Annotated in this window: 14 protein-coding genes; 8 read left to right on the top strand and 6 right to left on the bottom strand. The window is 72.6% G+C overall.

Going from position 1 to position 14,280, the window contains the following annotated elements:
* Genes JYK18_RS26320 through JYK18_RS26310 form a run of 3 tightly spaced genes read right to left on the bottom strand, consistent with a single transcriptional unit; the run spans position 1 to position 3,596 of the window.
* On the bottom strand, positions 1 to 678 hold the full coding sequence (locus tag JYK18_RS26320; RefSeq protein WP_206806161.1) for a TetR/AcrR family transcriptional regulator: 678 nt from the start codon (positions 676 to 678) through the stop codon (positions 1 to 3).
* 24 nt (positions 679 to 702) lie between these two features.
* On the bottom strand, positions 703 to 2,298 hold the full coding sequence (locus JYK18_RS26315; RefSeq protein ID WP_206806160.1) for a carboxylesterase/lipase family protein: 1,596 nt from the start codon (positions 2,296 to 2,298) through the stop codon (positions 703 to 705).
* Entirely contained in the window at positions 2,295 to 3,596 is a 1,302-nt protein-coding gene (locus tag JYK18_RS26310; RefSeq protein WP_206806159.1) for an MFS transporter, read from the bottom strand. The genes JYK18_RS26315 and JYK18_RS26310 overlap by 4 nt, the downstream gene beginning before the upstream one ends.
* Before the next feature lie 223 nt (positions 3,597 to 3,819).
* On the opposite strand from JYK18_RS26310, the gene JYK18_RS26305 reads away from it, so the two are divergent.
* A complete protein-coding gene (locus JYK18_RS26305) occupies positions 3,820 to 4,713 on the top strand; it encodes an SMP-30/gluconolactonase/LRE family protein (protein ID WP_307796070.1) in 894 nt (297 codons plus the stop codon).
* Positions 4,714 to 4,742: 29 nt separating this feature from the next.
* Positions 4,743 to 5,753 (top strand): LLM class flavin-dependent oxidoreductase, encoded by a 1,011-nt coding sequence (locus JYK18_RS26300; RefSeq protein WP_206806158.1) that lies wholly within the window; start codon positions 4,743 to 4,745, stop codon positions 5,751 to 5,753.
* Here the strand turns inward: JYK18_RS26300 and JYK18_RS26295 are convergent.
* Positions 5,725 to 8,814, bottom strand: a complete 3,090-nt coding sequence (locus JYK18_RS26295) for a discoidin domain-containing protein (protein ID WP_206806157.1) — start codon at positions 8,812 to 8,814, stop codon at positions 5,725 to 5,727. The genes JYK18_RS26300 and JYK18_RS26295 overlap by 29 nt on opposite strands.
* Before the next feature lie 163 nt (positions 8,815 to 8,977).
* Between JYK18_RS26295 and JYK18_RS26290 the strand changes: the two genes are divergently transcribed.
* Positions 8,978 to 9,967 carry an NAD-dependent epimerase/dehydratase family protein gene (locus JYK18_RS26290; protein ID WP_206806156.1) on the top strand — a complete coding sequence of 330 codons (990 nt, stop codon included), beginning with the start codon at positions 8,978 to 8,980 and terminating at the stop codon, positions 9,965 to 9,967.
* A 43-nt stretch (positions 9,968 to 10,010) separates the two neighbouring features.
* A complete protein-coding gene (locus JYK18_RS26285; protein WP_206806155.1) occupies positions 10,011 to 10,499 on the top strand; it encodes a bifunctional nuclease family protein in 489 nt (162 codons plus the stop codon).
* Here JYK18_RS26285 and JYK18_RS26280 read toward each other — a convergent pair.
* On the bottom strand, positions 10,462 to 10,959 hold the full coding sequence (locus JYK18_RS26280) for a sigma factor-like helix-turn-helix DNA-binding protein (RefSeq protein ID WP_206806154.1): 498 nt from the start codon (positions 10,957 to 10,959) through the stop codon (positions 10,462 to 10,464). The two genes, JYK18_RS26285 and JYK18_RS26280, sit on opposite strands and share 38 nt — an antisense overlap.
* A 169-nt stretch (positions 10,960 to 11,128) precedes the next feature.
* Between JYK18_RS26280 and JYK18_RS26275 the strand changes: the two genes are divergently transcribed.
* Genes JYK18_RS26275 through JYK18_RS26260 form a run of 4 tightly spaced genes read left to right on the top strand, consistent with a single transcriptional unit; the run spans position 11,129 to position 12,482 of the window.
* On the top strand, positions 11,129 to 11,320 hold the full coding sequence (locus JYK18_RS26275) for a hypothetical protein (protein WP_206806153.1): 192 nt from the start codon (positions 11,129 to 11,131) through the stop codon (positions 11,318 to 11,320).
* Positions 11,321 to 11,329: 9 nt separating this feature from the next.
* A complete protein-coding gene (locus JYK18_RS26270; protein WP_206806152.1) occupies positions 11,330 to 12,133 on the top strand; it encodes an SDR family oxidoreductase in 804 nt (267 codons plus the stop codon).
* A gap of 11 nt (positions 12,134 to 12,144) precedes the next feature.
* Positions 12,145 to 12,321, top strand: a complete 177-nt coding sequence (locus JYK18_RS26265) for a DUF2795 domain-containing protein (protein WP_206806151.1) — start codon at positions 12,145 to 12,147, stop codon at positions 12,319 to 12,321.
* Positions 12,318 to 12,482, top strand: coding sequence for a hypothetical protein (locus JYK18_RS26260; RefSeq protein WP_206806150.1), 165 nt, complete (start codon positions 12,318 to 12,320; stop codon positions 12,480 to 12,482). Before JYK18_RS26265 ends, JYK18_RS26260 begins: the two co-directional genes overlap by 4 nt.
* Positions 12,483 to 12,999: 517 nt before the next feature.
* Here the strand turns inward: JYK18_RS26260 and JYK18_RS26255 are convergent.
* Positions 13,000 to 14,271 (bottom strand): aldehyde dehydrogenase, encoded by a 1,272-nt coding sequence (locus tag JYK18_RS26255; protein ID WP_206806149.1) that lies wholly within the window; start codon positions 14,269 to 14,271, stop codon positions 13,000 to 13,002.
* Between the last annotated feature and the right edge of the window lie 9 nt (positions 14,272 to 14,280).

Below are 14,280 nucleotides of genomic sequence, written 5' to 3'. Positions count from 1 at the left end.
TCAGCGCAGGTCTTCGGCTTCGGCGCGGAGCGCGGTCAGGGACTGGCGCACGGCGGCGGTGTCCGGCAGGACGGCGAGCAGCAGCCGGCTCTCGGTCGCCGATCCGGCGGCGAGCATGCGATGTATCCACTCCATGCCCTCCTTCAGCTCGGCGAACGCGTCGGCCGTGCCGTCGCTGCGGGCGAAGTTGCCCAGTGCCGAGCGGTGCATCGCGTCGATCAGCGCGGCCATCGCCATCGGCAGGAACGGCGGGCTGTCGGCAGGCAGGTGGTCACGCAGGTAGGCCCTGGTCAGCGCCACGTACCGCTCGTGCTCCAGCACCTCGCGCCGCCGCAGTTCCGGGACCAGGCGGGTCAGGCGGTAGCGGCGGAGCACCAGCTCGGGACGGCTGAGGAAGTCGAGCAGCGACGCCTCGGTGGCCGCGATGACCACGTCCACCGGCGTCCGGCCCCCGCTGGGCGGCCCCAGGTTGCGCGAGAGCAGCTCCAGGCGGGCGGAGTGATCGGGGAACGCCAGTTCGTCCTTGCCGCCGAAGTGCCGGAACACGGTCCGCCGCGAGACCTGGGACGCGTCGGCGACGGCCTCCACGGTCACGGTCTCGTAGCCCTGTTCCAGGAACAACGCCATCGCCGTCTCGGCGATGCGGTACTTCGTCTCCAACGCGCGGTCGACCGCCACAGGCCCTCCCCTCGTCCGGCGAGTCTAGTGTCCGAACGTGCCGGGACGCGCGGTCGCCGTCGTGTCGCCCGCGTCCAGGTCCATGCTGCGCGGCCACTGGCCCCACCGCGCGCCGAGGCCGGGGTGCTGCGGACTCCCCGTGCGCACGAACACGCGGACGCTGTCGATCATCAGGTCCGACAGCGCCAGCCTGCCGGGCTCGTTGCGCCGGCTGAACGAGAACGCGAAGTACCCCTCGTCGAAGGAGCGGAAGAGGAACGGCAGGTCCATCGCGTGCGCGGCGCCGTAGACCACGTCGAACGGCGCCGGCTGCTGGTTCCAGCCGAACCGGTAGTAGTACAGCCGGTCGTTCCCTGCCTGGCGCAGCGTGTTCATCGAATCCTCGACGATGCCCTGGAAGATGGCGTCGCCCACCTGCGCCGACGCCTCGTTCCAGCCGCCGGGGGCGTCGACGGGCAGGTAGCGGTCGGCGATCAGGTCGCGGGCGGTCAGCGGTGACGGCCGGTCGGGGTCGAAGAAGTACTGCAGGGTGAAGCGGTCGTAGTCGCTCGGGCGGTGGGCACCGATGACCCCGCCGAAGAGCTTGCCCTCCTCCGCGGTGTTGCCCGCCAGGACGGGGATGTCGCGGTACTCCCCCGCCGCGACGGCCGCGCGGTGGTCCACCGGCAGCACGGTGCCGTCGTTGAGCACCCGGGGTGGATCGCCGGCGCGCACCTGGGCGCGGATCAGGTCGTCGGCGGGCAGCGCCCGCAGCCTGGTCACCGCGTCACCGGCGTCCCCCACCGCCTCGGTGACGAACCGATCGGCGTAGGTCCGCGCCGCCGCCGGGGTCTCGAACGACCACCCGCCGCTGAGCGGGATCGCCTTGTGCAGCAACCCCTTGCTCAACGGCGAGACCATCAGCGCCCACACGTTGACCGCGCCGGCGGACTCCCCCATCACGGTCACGTTCCCCGCGTCCCCGCCGAACGCGGCCGCGTTGCGGTGCACGAACCGGAGCGCCTCGATCTGGTCCAGCGTGCCGAAGTTGCCCGAATCGCCGTACGGATCACCGGTCTTGAGCCCGGGCAGGTCGAACCAGCCGAACACGCCGACGCGGTAGTTGACCGTGACCACCACCGCGTCGGCCCGCCGCGCCAGTTCCCGCCCGTCGTACATCGGGTCGGCCGAGTAGCCGACCACGTTGCTGCCGCCGTGCACAAAAACGATCACCGGAAGGTTCCGCCGCGGGGCCGACGGGCGGAACACGTTGAGCGTCAGGCAGTCCTCGGCACCGACGGGTTTCTTCAGCCCGTCGCGGATGTCGAGCCCGTAGTGCGGGCCGCTCGGCGCGGGGCTGAAGAACCGTCCTTCTTGGACACACCCGTTGCCGAACTCACGGGCCTCGCGCACCCCGTGCCACGGGCGGTGGGTCACCGGCGCGCGCCAGCGCAACGGCCCGACGGGTGGCTCGGCGTACGGGATGCCGCGCCAGGACTGGGTTCCGCTCTCGTCGACGCCCTTGACCAGACCGAGGTCCGTGCGCCGCACCGCGGCCCCGTGCGCGCTCGTGGCGGGGGCGGTGACCAGGGTGGCCACCACCGCGAACCCGAGCAGGAGTGCCGTGAACCGCCTGGTCATTTCTCACCGGCCACGGAAACGGCCTGCCGGTCCTCGGAACGCAGGGCCCGCCACAGCAGCGGAATCAGCAGCACGCCGAGCACGGAAGCGCCGATGAGCACGGTGTACTCGTTCCCCCGCCCCTCCGCGAACCCGTACAGGTACGGGCCGACGAATCCGCCGAGCAGGCCGACCGTGTTGATGAACGCCAGCCCCGCCGCCGCCATCAGGCCGGTCATCCGCGCCATCGCGACCGACCAGTAGAGCGGGAGGACACCGACCAGCAGGAGCATGGCGAGATCGATGAGCAGGATGCGCGCGAGGGCGCCGTCGGCGAGGGCGTAGGCGATCGCCACCAGTGCCGTCGCCACGGTCACCAGCATCAGCACGCGCATCTCGTCGCGCATCCGGCGCTGCACCCACGGGATGAGGAGCACGCCGAGGAACGCGCCGATGCCGACGCTGCCGCTCACCAGCCCGATCAGGAACGAGCCCTCGACGTCCAGGCTCTCCACGATGGACGGGAAGTTGTACTGGATCGCCACGCTGTTGACCTGGTTGGCGAAGTACACCGCGGACAGCGCGAGGATGAACGGCCTGCCGAAGGCGACCCGGAAGTTGCCCTTCAGCGTGCTGTGCTCCGGCGCGGTGCGCACCACCGCGCGGTCGGCCAGCACGCTCGCCTCGCGTTCGGTCAGCCACGGCGCGTCCGCGGGCCGGTCGGGCACCAGGCGCCAGACGAACCCCGCGACCACGATGGTGACCAGGCCCTCGACCAGGAACATCCACTGCCAGCCGAACAACCCGCCCGCGCCGTGGAGCTCCATCAGCGCGCCCCCGAGCGGGCCGCCGAGGGCGAGCCCGGCGCACACCGCGAGGTAGATGATGCCGACGATGGTCACCCGCTGCTTCTGCGAGAACCACAGGGTGACGATGTACATCAGCGCCGGGTACAGCCCGGCTTCCGCCGCGCCGAGCAGGAACCGCACCACGTAGAACGAGAACTCGTCCTGCACGAACATCATGCAGGCGCACAACGCGCCCCAGGTCACCGCGATCCGGGTGATCCACCGCCGCGGCCCGACGCGGTGCATGACCAGGTTGCTCGGCACCTCCAGCAGCGCGTAGCTGAGGAAGAAGATGCCCGCGCCGACGCCGTACGCCGCGGCGCTGATGCCCACGTCGGCTTCCAGCGAGGTCTTGGCCAGGCCGACGTTGGTCCGGTCGACGAAGGCCATGAAGTAGACCAGGCACAGGATCGGCAGCAGCCGGAACGCCGCCTTGCGGCTGGCCGCGGCGTGCAGGGCGTCTTCGCTCAAGACGATCTCCAATGACACTGGATGCCATCTGAATGGCACTCGGTGACATTTGACTGTGCCACAGGTCACAGCCGAACACAAGACCCCACTTCTCCCACCGCCGACCTGGACGATCTCGGCGATAAAGTCCTCTTTGGACAAAGCAGCACCGACACTGTCCTGTTAGGACAAACCGGATGACCGCACCTTGACACGAACCCGGCGCGGGGCAACCATTCGCTGGGTGAGGCCACCGGAGATGTCCGTCGTGCTCGACGGCTACTCGTTCTTGGAATGCCCCCGCTGGCGAGACGGGCGTCTGTGGGTCTCGGACTTCTACACCAACCGGGTCGTCGCCACCGACGACCGCGGCGATACCGAAGTGATCGCCGAGGTGCCGGGCCAGCCCTCCGGCCTCGGCTTCCTGCCCGACGGGCGCGCGCTGATCGTCTCCATGCGCGACCGCCGGATCCTGGTACGCGAGGACTCGGGCCGCCTGTCCGAGCACGCCGACCTCTCCGGCGCGGTACCGGCCGCGCTCAACGACATGGTGGTCGACGAGCGTGGCCGCGCCTACGTCGGCAACTTCGGCTTCGACCTGATGAGCGGCGCCGCGCTGCGCGACACCGTGCTCACCCGCGTCGACCCCGACGGCTCGCTCACCACGGTGGCCGACGGCCTGCACTTCCCCAACGGCATGGTGATCCTGCCCGGCGGGGTGCTGGTCGTGGCCGAGACCTTCGCCGGGCGGCTGACCGCGTTCGACATCGACGCCGACGGCGGGCTGTCCGGCAGGCGCGTGTGGGCGGCGTTCGGCGAGCCGCCGGGGACCGAAGAGGTCGAGACCGCGGTGACCCGGCTCGCCGTGGCGCCGGACGGCATCTGCGCCGACGCCGAAGGTGCCATCTGGGTTGCCGACGCGACGCACGCGCGGCTGCTCCGGGTCCGCGAAGGCGGGGAGGTGGCCCAGGAGATCGCCACCAAGATGGGTGTCTACGCGTGCATGCTCGGCGGTGCCGACGGCCGGACGCTGTTCGCCTGCGCCGCGCCCTCCTTCGCCGAGCACGAACGTCGCGCGGCCCGCGAAGCCGAGTTGCTCGCGTGCCGGGTCGACGTCCCGCACGCCGGCCTGCCCTGATCCGTCCCGCCCCGCGATGGAGGAAACCGTTGGACGTAGCGTGCGCCTTCCCGACCACTCTCGACACCCCCGGGCACATCGCGGTGGCCGAAGAGCTGGGCTACACCCGCGCCTGGGTCTACGACACCCCGCAGCAGAGCCCGGACGTGTGGATGACGCTCGCCCTCGCCGCGGCGCGGACCGACCGCATCGGCCTCGGCCCCGGGGTGCTCGTCCCCAGCCTGCGCCACCCGATGGCCAACGCGGCCGCGACCGCCACCCTGGCCGCGCTCGCCCCCGGCCGGGTGGCGATCGCCTTCGGCACCGGGTTCTCCGGCCGCCGCGCCATGGGGTACGGGGCGGTCGGCTGGTCGTTCATGGACGCCTACCTCACCGCCTACCGCGGCCTGCTGCGGGGTGAAACCGTGGCGTGGGAAGGCAAGCGGATGCGGATGCTCCACCCCGGCGGGCACGCGCCCGCCCGCCCGGTCGAGGTGCCGGTCCTGGTCGCCGCGCTCGGGCCGAAGGGCAACGAGGTGGCGAAGAAGCACGCCGACGGGCTGTACACGACCCGGCAGCCGCCGGAGTTCGCCGGCGAGTACGCGTGGGTGCCGTTCCTGGCCTGGGGAACCGTGCTGGACGAAGGCGAGGCGCTGGACTCCGAGCACGCCAGGACCGCGGGCGGGCCCGGCTGGGCGCTGGCCTACCACGGCACCTACGAGTTCGAAGGTCCTGACGCCGTCCGCGCGCTGCCCGGCGGCGAGCAGTGGCTCGCGGTGGTCGACCGCACCCCGCCCGCCGACCGGCACCTGTCCGTCCACTCCGGACACTGCGTCGAGCTGAACGAGGCCGACCGCGCGGCGTGGGACGCGGGCGGCCACACGATCCTCACCGACGTCACCCTCAGCGGCACCGGCGACCAGATCCGGCACAAGCTCGCCGGGCTCGCGGCCCGCGGGGTCACCGAGATCGTGTTCCAGCCCTGCGGCCCGGACATCCGGGGAGAGCTGGAACGCTTCCACGCGGTGGCGGTCAGTTTCCGGGAAGGATCCGGAAACTGACCAGTGCCGCGGTCGCCGCGCCTCGCACCCGCACCGCCACGTACCGGGCGGAACCGTTCAGCGGCACCGTGTCGCGTCGTCGCCGGGGTGTCGCGGGGACGGCTGTGTAGGTGCGCCCGTCGACGCTGGTTTCGAGGACCATGTCCGGTACCGCGTCGGCGGTCCAGGTCAGCTCGGCCTGCCCGAGCGCCCGGACCGCACCGAGGTCGACGACCATCCGGCCGTCGGTGCCCGGCTGCCAGGAGGTCCGGTCGTTGTCGTCGACCGCGGCACCCGGTGCGGACATCCCCGCGGGCAGCGGCTCCGCCGGGAACACCGTGGCCCCGAGCGCGAGGTCGCCGAGCGGGTACGGCCGGGTGGTGCGCGCGGTGACCGTGACCGTCCGGCCGCCGGGAACGGCGACCTGCCGAGCGGGTTCACCGACGGGCTGCACCCGGCAGCGGACCACGTCCCCGGCGGGCGCGGTGAGCCGGAGCGTGGCGGCATCGGCGACCGAGGCCCGCAGGCCGGTCCGCCCGCCGTCGACCTGGACGGTGAACCACGCCGGTTCGACACGCCCTTCCGCCGCGGCCAGCGAAACCGCCAGCGCACTACCGTCCTTTGTGGTCACCTGATCACCGCGGTACAGCGGGACCACGCCCTCCGTCGCCGGTAGCGCGACGGTCGCCGTCGCGGCCGAGCCGGACAGGTTGAACAGGACGAGGTGCCCGTCGAGCACCGAGGTGCGCACGGCGGCGACGTCGGCGACCGGCCGCGCCCCGGCCACGGGCAGCGCGCGGGGATCCGGGTGGCATTCGACCTGCAGCGGTGCCGCGGCACCGTCGGACAGCAGGATCTGGTTGCCGGTGACGGTGATCGGGTGCGGGGAACCGGAGACGGCGAACCCGGCGCGCCCGTCGACGTCGAGCCAGCCGCCGGTGGTGCTGACCGCCGGGAGCGGATGGGTCGCGGCGGTGGTCCAGGAGAGCCCGTCCGGCGAGGTCTCGACGCGGTAGCGGCGGCCCGCCGCGGCTTCCCACGCGATCTTGACCCGGTCGAACTCCACCGCGGAGCCGAGATCGACGGCGAGCCAGCTGTCCGCGCGTGGACGATCCACTGTGGACACCGCCCAGCGGGTGGTGGCGCTGCCATCGATCGCGTACTTCGCTTCCCGGCCCGGTGTGAAGGAGGATGCCGACGCGGTGCCCGTCCTGGCGAGGTCGGTTCCGCCCGCGCCGTCACGGACTTCGAAGGACCACAGGGAATAGCCGTACGCCGGATCCGGGAGCACCCCGAGCATCCGGACGTAGCGCGCGGTCACCGCCGGGAAGGACACCTCGTCGGTCCGCCCGCCCGCCGGGGGCGCCGGCGGGACCGGGACGGTGACCGAGCCCTCGGCCGTGCGGTAGGTACGGCTCCCGGTCAGCCCCGGCATGCCCGGCATGTCGAGGTTGTACACCGACACCGCGCCCTCGCCCGCTGCCAGTCCGGTCGTCGCGTAGACCGCGGCACCCGAGGGCAGGGTGGCGAAACCGGCGTACCCCTGGTCGAACTTCAGCACCGCGGCGGTGCCGTCGAACCCGTCGCGCACCTTCGTCCAGGCCGTGGCGCGCCGTTCGACCGGCTTCAGCGCCGTCGACGGCAGGAGCATCGGCGTGCTGCCGCTGACCCCGAAGAGCCAGTCGTCGTGGCGCGGTTGCCAGGCGAACTTGGTGTAGCCCGGTTTGCTGACCGCCGCCGCCCACGCGCTCGGCGTCCGGTGCGCCAGCAGTCCCGGACCCGCCCCGAAATCGCGGGTGCCCACGGCGTAGGCGTTGAACTCCTCCTGGCTCACCGGCCGCACCGGGTCATTCGCGCGCCACTCGTGCAGCAGGTAGCTGATCGCGATCTCCGCCCGGGCTTCCGGCTCGTACTTGGGCTCACCGGAGAACTTCGTGAGCCGGTCGACCGGCGGGAAGGCCTGGTACGGCTGGAGTCGCTCGGCCAGCTGGGCCTCGGCCCGTGCGGCGTAACGGTCTCCGAGGACCTGGGCGCGGAAGGCGAGCGGGAGCACGTCACGACCGTAGAGGTGCTCGCGGTCGGCCACCATCGGCATCAGCGGCTCGCCCGCGTCGCTCGCCATCAGCAGCATGGTGTGCCACAGCCGTTCGCCGTTCGGCTGCGCGGTGAGCACCTCCGGCAGCGGTTGCCCGGCGAGCAGGAAGTGCAGGGCGTTGCGGCCAGAGGTGCGCCACAGCTCCTCCTGGTAGTGCGGGCCGAACGAGCCGTGGTTCTCGACCAGGAAGGTGTCGTACAGGTTCTCCGCCGTGTTGGCCGAGATCGGCACGCCGTCCACCACCCGCGGGTTGGCCAGGTCCGCCGGCGGCAGTCCGCCCTCGTTGCGGCTCCACTTGCCGAACCACTCCCGCCACGCCGCGGCGCGCGCGTCCGACGGCGCCCACGCGAGGCCCGGGGCCAGCGCCTGGGTGTAGACGCCCATCTCCTCCAGCTTGGTGTCCCCGACGTACCCGCCGGACAACCCGCGCGGCGTCCAGTCGCCCGACATCGGGTCGTTGCCGGTGCCGAGGCTCGCCGTGTACTCCGCCTGGCCGCCGGCTATCCGGTCCAGGTTCGCCCTGGTCTCCGCGTCGAGGTCCGTCCACAGCAGACGGCCGGCGAGCTGGAAGTAGGACTGGAAGGTGGTGTCGAAGAACAGCCGCTTCCCCCATTCGGTCCCGCCGAGCACCCGGTTCGAGCGGGCGAAGTGCCGGATGGTGTCGACGGTGTGCCGGTGCAGCACCTCCCGTTCGACCCCGGCGGCCGCCGCGTCGTAGCCGTCGCGGGTCAGCAGGACCGCGTTGCCGAGCACGACCGCGAAGGTGAAGTCCTTGGCCGGGTAGATGCCCGCGGCCCGGTCGAACTGCTGCTCGGCCCAGCGCGTGTGCCGCAGCAGTGCCGAGTGGTAGGCGGCCGCCACCGCGTCGGGGGCACCGCCGGGCGCCGCACCCGGCCTGGCCCGGGCGGCCGGGGTCACCAGTCCGGTGGCCACCAGCGCGAGGCCGAACGCTTGCAGGACCGTCCGGCGGGAGGGCTCGACGCTCATGGTGCTCCACCTCTGACCTTGGTGACAACGTTGTCAATCGTCGTGAACGCGCGATCGCCAGCCAGATCTACCGGATCACGCCCGGCCACGGCAACCACCGCGGCGATTCCTGGCCGGTGTTCTGGCTTCGTTTGCCGGAGCCGTGGCCGGGTACCGGAGGGGTATGTCCCACGTGATCGTCACCGGCGCGACCGGCAATCTCGGCGTGGCGGTGCTCCGCGCGCTGGCCGGGGAACCGGCGGTGACCTCGGTGACCGGGCTGGCGCGACGGCGCCCGGCGTGGCGGCCGGAAGGCGTCGAGTTCGCCGAGATCGACGTGGCCACCGAGGAACCGGACTTCACCGGCGCCGACGCGGTGGTGCACCTGGCGTGGCAGTTCCAGCCCGCCCGGCACCCGGAACGGACCTGGGAAGCGAACGTGCTCGGCTCCCTGCGGGTGTTCGAAGCCGCGGCACGGGCCGGCGCGACGCTGGTCCACGCCTCGTCGGTGGGCACGTACGCCCCCGGGCCGAAGGACGACCGCGTGGCCGAGGACTGGCCGACCCACGGCTGGCCCGGTGCCGCCTACCCGCGGGAGAAGTCCTATTTGGAGCGTTGCCTGGACGCCTTCGAGCGGGCCTACCCGGAACTGCGGGTGGTGCGGCTGCGCCCGGCGTTCGTGTTCCAGCGGCCCGCCGCACCGGAGCAGCGGCGCATCTTCGCCGGTCCGCTGGTGCCGGGGCAACTCATCCGGCCCGAGTGGCTGCCCGTCGTGCCGGACGTTCCCGGGCTGCGGGTGCAGGTCGTGCACGCCGACGACGTCGCCGACGCGGTCCGCCGCGCGCTGCTGCGGCCCGTGCGGGGCGCGTTCAACCTGGCGGCCGAACCGCCGATCGACGCGCGGGGCCTGGCGGCCCACCTGGGCAAGCGCACCGTCCGGTTGCCGAGGTCGGTGGCGCGGACGATGCTCGCGGGTGCCTGGCACGCCCGCGCGCTCCCGGTCGATCCCGGCCTGTTCGACACGGTGGCCAGGCTGCCGTTGATGGACACCGGCCGGGCCAGGGACCAGCTCGGCTGGGTCCCCCGCGTCACCGCCTGGGAAGCGGTCGGCGAACTGCTCGCCGGGCTGCACAGCGGGGAAGGCCACGCCACCCCGCCACTGCACCCCGATTGATACCCCGATTGATGTTGTCCCGCCGAACCGAGGAGGTCCGCCGTTGATCCCCGTACACGTGCACGGGGTCGCGCTCCTGCCGCCCCACGAAACCCCGGTGATGCTGCTCCGGGAGATCTCCGGGGCGCGGCGGTGGCTGCCGATCTCGATCGGTTCCCCCGAGGCGGTCGCGCTGGTCGCGGCGTGCGAGCAACTCGCCAACGCCCGGCCGGACACGGTCGAACTGATCGGGCAGGTGCTCGCCGCCTTCGGCAGGCAGGTCCAGTGCGTGGAGGTGACGGCGCTGGACGCGGACGTGTTCTTCGCCGAACTCGTCCTCGACAACGGCCTGCGCGTCTCGGCGCGGCCCAGCGACGCCGTGGCCATCGGCGTGCGGGCCGACGCACCGCTTCAGGTGGCCGAGTCCGTCCTGGCGACGGCCGCGACGGAATTGAAGGTGGTCGAGGACGACCCGGAGCAGCAGATCGCGGAGTTCCGCGGGCAGCTCGACGAGGTCACCCCGGAGGATTTCGAAGGTCCGCCGTCCGGTTGAGTTCACCCGAGGTGAGCATGCGGAGGCCGTCGCGCAGCCGGGCGTGCACTTCGAGGATGGACACGTCGAGGTCGTCGGCGAGCTCGTCCACGCTGCGCCCGCCCCAGAGCACCGCGCGCAGCACTTCGCGCTGCGCCTCGGGCAGGGTGTGGTACTCATCGAGGAGGACCGCGTCCACCACCACCTGGTCCAGCACCTCTTTGTCCACACGCGACTCCAGCGCGGTGCGCAGTGCCGCCACCACGTCGTCGCGTTCGGTCCGCGACAGCCGGGGTGACCGCGGCAGGAGGCCTTCGCGGCGCAGCTGGCGGCAGATCCGGACCGAGTCGCGCCGGGGCAGGCCGATGCCCACGGTGACCCGGCAGACCAGCTCGGCCAGCCGATCGGATTCGGGGTGGCGCCCGGTGCGCGGCCACCGGAAGCCCCACCTCGGCGGTGCCCATCCTGCGGTACTGCTCATCGGTCCACGCTCCGCCCACGACGTCGGCGCCAACAGGCCCGGGTACCCGCCCTGGCCCGGCCGAACCGCGCCGCACCGCCGATCGGGTGACGCGCGCGGCGCTGGCGGCTATCCGGCGGCGTGCCGGGTAGCCGACCGGTTCCCCCACACCGGCGAAAGGCAGCACACGATGAGCACCCGCCTCCAGATCGACCCCGAAAGCGCCGCCCTGCCGTGCGAGCACTGCGGTCACCCGACCCTGCACGTCGCCCGGCTGGTGGCGGACAACGGCACCGCGATCGGCCAGACCATGGTGTGCACCGCCTGCCCGCGTCACCGCGCCGACCCGCGGGCGGGTGTCGGGGGGCCCGCCGACGGGTAGCCGAAGGGCATGAACTCGACGATGGGCAAGCCCTATGCCGTGGTGACCGGCGCGTCCAGCGGGATCGGGCTCGAACTGGCCAAGCAGTTCGCCAAGCACGGTTTCGACGTGCTGGTGACCGCCGAAGACGATGAACTGGTCGCCGCCGCGGAAGAAGTACGCGAATTCGGGACCCGCGTGGACACCGTGCGGGCCGATCTCGCCACCGAGGGGGGAGTGGACAAGCTGGCGGACGAGGTCGCGGCGAGCGGCCGCCCGGTGGCCGCGCTCGCGCTGAACGCCGGGGTCGGTGCGGGTGGCGCCTTCGTCGGCGGCACCTCGCTGGAGGACAACCTGGCCGTGGTGGACCTCAACGTGCGTTCCTCGGTGCACCTGGCCCACCGGCTGCTGCCGCCGATGACCGAGCGCGGTTCGGGCCGCGTGCTGTTCACCTCCTCGGTCGCCGCCACCGCGCCGGGACCGTTCCAGTCCGTCTACAACGCGTCGAAGGCATTCCTCAAGTCGTTCGCCGAAGCGCTGCGCGAGGAACTGCGCGAGACCGGGGTCACGGTGACCACGCTGATGCCCGGCCCCACCGAGACCGAGTTCTTCGACCGCGCGGACATGCTCGACACCAAGGTCGGCGCGGGCGACAAGGACAGCGCGGCGGTGGTCGCCAAGCAGGGGTACGACGCGCTGATGGCCGGTGAGGACCACGTGGTGGCCGGCTCGCCGAAGAACAAGGTCCAGGCGGCCGCGGGCAACGTCCTGCCCGACCCGGCCGTGGCCCGGCAGCACCGCCGGATGTCCGAACCCGGCTCCGCCGCCGAATGAAAGGAGGAGACATGCCCGAGGTGCAGAGCTACCTGACCGGCGTCCGTTACCCGTGCGACCGCGCCGAACTCCTGCGTGCCGCCACCGCCGAAGGGGCAGGCGACCAGGTGATCGGACGGCTGGGCACGCTGCCCGAGCGGGAGTACGACTGCTACGACACCGTCCACCGCGAACTGGAGGCGAAATGAGCACCCCGGAGATCGACCCGGTGACGGCCGAGAGCATGGAGGAGGACGCGGACATCGGCGATGAGCACACCGAGCCGACCTACCGCGACCAGCACCCCGGTCCCGCGGACGAGGACCTGGACGACCCCGACGGCGACCGCGGCGGGATGGACCCCGCGTAGGCGATGTCCGGCGAGCCTGACTTGCCGGACACCGCCTGAGCCCTCACCGGAACGGGCGAAAGCCCCTGGGGCGCCGGGTTTTCCGCCTTCCGCGACCGCGCTCGCGTAGCTCGCGCGAGTCCTCGTGACGGTTGGGCCCGACGGCGGGGTGGAGATGACAAGGCGCGCGGACGTGTCGGCGGATGCCGCGGTGGTGGTGGGGCTCAGGGGCGATCTCGATCCCGCGGCGGTGGGCGAGGTGGGCACGGAACTGCGTGCGGTGGTGAGGCAACGCTGCACTGCGGTCCGCTCTACTCCAGCAGGCCGGGCGGACTGGCCGAGGTGGACCCGAACCTGGTGCTGCTGCCGGCCACGCACGCTTCGCTGGCCATCGCCGAGACCGACGCGGTCAGCCGGGCCGAACCCGAACGGATCCCGTTGCGCTGGACCGGCAAGGCCTGATCGGCCAGGCCGAGGGCACCATCACGGCCCGCCGCGGACGGCGCACGCCCCCGTCCGACCGCCACGGCGAGCTCGATCATGGCGCGGCTTCGAGGTGCACCACCTTCGTCGTGGTCATCTCGTCGAGGAGTTCCGGGCCGTAGCCGAAACCGTTGCCGCTGACGCCTCGCGGCTCGGCCGCACCGCCGGGCGCACCGCCGAAGACGGAGTTCACCTTCACCGTGCCCACGGGCAGTTCACGCCACGCCCGCTGCGCGTGCGCCATCGACCGGGTCAGCACGGTGGCCGCGAGCCCGTACTCGCCGGTGGCCGCTTCGGCCATGCCCTCGTCGAAGTCGCGGACCACCTGCACCGGCGCGACCGGGCCGAACGTCTCCTCCCGCATCACGCGCAGCGCTCCGGTGCAGCCGGTGAGCACGGTGGCCGGGTACTGCGGGCCCGCGGGCGGCTCCCCGCCGGTCACCAGCCGGGCACCGTTCGCCACCGCGTCGCGGACGTGCGCGTCGACCTCGTCGCGCTGCCGGTTGTCCACCAGCGGGAGCAGACCGCGCGAACGGGCTTCGACCGCCAGCGCCGCCAGGAACGGCTCGGCGATGGCCTCGTGCACGTAGATCCGTTCCACCGCGACGCAGATCTGCCCGGAGTTGGCGAACGCGCCCAGCGCCGCCTGACCCGCCGCCCAGGCCGGATCGACGTCCCCGTCGACCACCAGCGGATCGTTGCCGCCGTTCTCCAGCAACGCCTTCGCCCCGGTGCGCGCGGTGGCCAGCGCGATCGCGCGCCCGGCGCGGACGCTGCCCACGTGCGCGACCAGGTCGACCCCGTGGTGCCCGGCCAGCTCCGCGCCGACCAGCCCGTCACCGGGCACGGTGCGCAGCACGCCGTCCGGGAGGCAGTCCTCGAGGATCTCGCCGAGCAGCGCGCCGGTCAGCGGTGCGCGCTCGCTCGGCTTGTGCACCACCGCGTTCCCGGTGACCAGTGCCGCGCCGAGCAGCCCGCACGAGACGGCCACCGGGTCGTTCCACGGCGTCAGCGCGACCACCACGCCCCGGGGTTCGGGCACCATGAAGTCCGTCGCCGACAGGTCACCGCGCAACGTGCGGCCGCGGTGCGCCGGGCCCAGTTCGGCGTACTGCTCCAGCGTCCCGGCCCCGGCGAGCACCCCCTCGGCCGCTTCGGTTTCCGGGCGGCCGGTGTCGGATTCGTTGGCCTTGGCCAGTTCCCCCACCCGCTCCCGCAGGGCCGCGGCGGCCGCCCGCAACGCGGCACCCCGCTCGGTGACCGGGGTGGCGGCCCAGCCCCGCTGGGCCTGCCGGGCGGTGGTGAGCAGTTCGCTGATCTTGGGCATGGACTCTCC

It is taken from the genome of Amycolatopsis sp. 195334CR (assembly GCF_017309385.1).
Taxonomy (GTDB): Bacteria; Actinomycetota; Actinomycetes; order Mycobacteriales; family Pseudonocardiaceae; genus Amycolatopsis.
Note: the sequence above shows the minus strand (reverse complement) of the source record. Positions and strands in the feature narration are given on the sequence as shown.